Annotated in this window: 1 tRNA gene and 3 rRNA genes; all 4 read left to right on the plus strand. The window is 33.1% G+C overall.

The features are described from left to right. A 23S ribosomal RNA gene (locus H8923_RS16990) occupies nt 1-119 on the plus strand; the annotation flags it as partial. Between the two features lie 57 nt (nt 120-176). Further along, nucleotides 177-250, plus strand: a tRNA-Gly gene (locus H8923_RS16995). A gap of 10 nt (nt 251-260) precedes the next feature. Beyond that, nucleotides 261-377 (plus strand): 5S ribosomal RNA (gene rrf / locus H8923_RS17000). A gap of 636 nt (nt 378-1,013) precedes the next feature. Continuing rightward, nucleotides 1,014-1,130: ribosomal RNA gene (locus tag H8923_RS17005) — 16S ribosomal RNA — on the plus strand; the annotation flags it as partial.

Raw genomic sequence — 1,130 nt, forward strand, 5'->3', positions numbered from 1 at the left:
GATAAGATTTCCCACCGTAAGGGTAAGACCCCAGGAAGACTACCTGGTTGATAGGTCGGAGGTGGAAGTGCAGTAATGTATGTAGCTTACCGATACTAATAGGTCGAGGACTTGACCAAATTTAAATGATTAAATCATAAATGATATGCAGTTTTTAGAGTATTAACTTCATATATGCGGGTGTAGCTCAATGGTAGAGTTCCGGCCTTCCAAGCCGGCTGTGAGGGTTCGATCCCCTTCACCCGCTCCAAATAAGATTATGTGGTTATTATAGCAAAGAGGATACACCTGTTCCCATTCCGAACACAGAAGTTAAGCTCTTTAGCGCTGATGGTACTTGGGGGGCAACCTCCTGGGAGAGTAAGACATAGCCACGTAATCTTTTTTTATGAGAAAGATTATAAATTTAAAAGACAAAGACTAAAAACATAAAAGTAAACCATCCATATTTAGGTGGTTTATTTTTATGCTTAAAAATATTTATAAAGCTGTGCATAAATATTAATTAAGAAAAACAAAGAGCTCAAATTATATACATTAATAAATATATTACTATATTTATTATAATTATAAGTTACTTAAATTGAGGTTAAAATCATGAAAGTTTAAGTAACTTAAAAAAATTTAATAGACTTTTTATATGTTAATAAATAAGTTAATAATGTGGATAAAAAATCGATGATCTACCTATTCCAAGTGGATAAGGTTGTTAATATTGTTGATAATATTTCAACAAATTATTTATTTCAAATTAAATATAAAAAAATATTTAAAAAAGTATTGACTAATAGAAAAGATGATGGTAAAGTATTACTTGTCCGAGAGATACGGACGAAAAATAAAACGAAAGAAAGTCTTGACCGAGGGGTAATAACCTGGTAAGATAAGTAAGTCGAGAAAATGAACTTTGAAAATTAAACAGTAGGTTAATTTATAAAATTAATTCTTATAAAGAATTATTCGAAACAACCAAACAAAGCCAGATATATAACAGTATCTGAGCCCATCAACTTTTATTTGAGAGTTTGATCCTGGCTCAGGATGAACGCTGGCGGCGTGCCTAACACATGCAAGTCGAGCGATTTACTTCGGTAAAGAGCGGCGGACGGGTGAGTAACGCGTGGGTAACC

Origin of the sequence: Romboutsia faecis (genome assembly GCF_014323405.1) — a bacterium.
Classification (GTDB): domain Bacteria; phylum Bacillota; class Clostridia; order Peptostreptococcales; family Peptostreptococcaceae; genus Romboutsia_E; species Romboutsia_E faecis.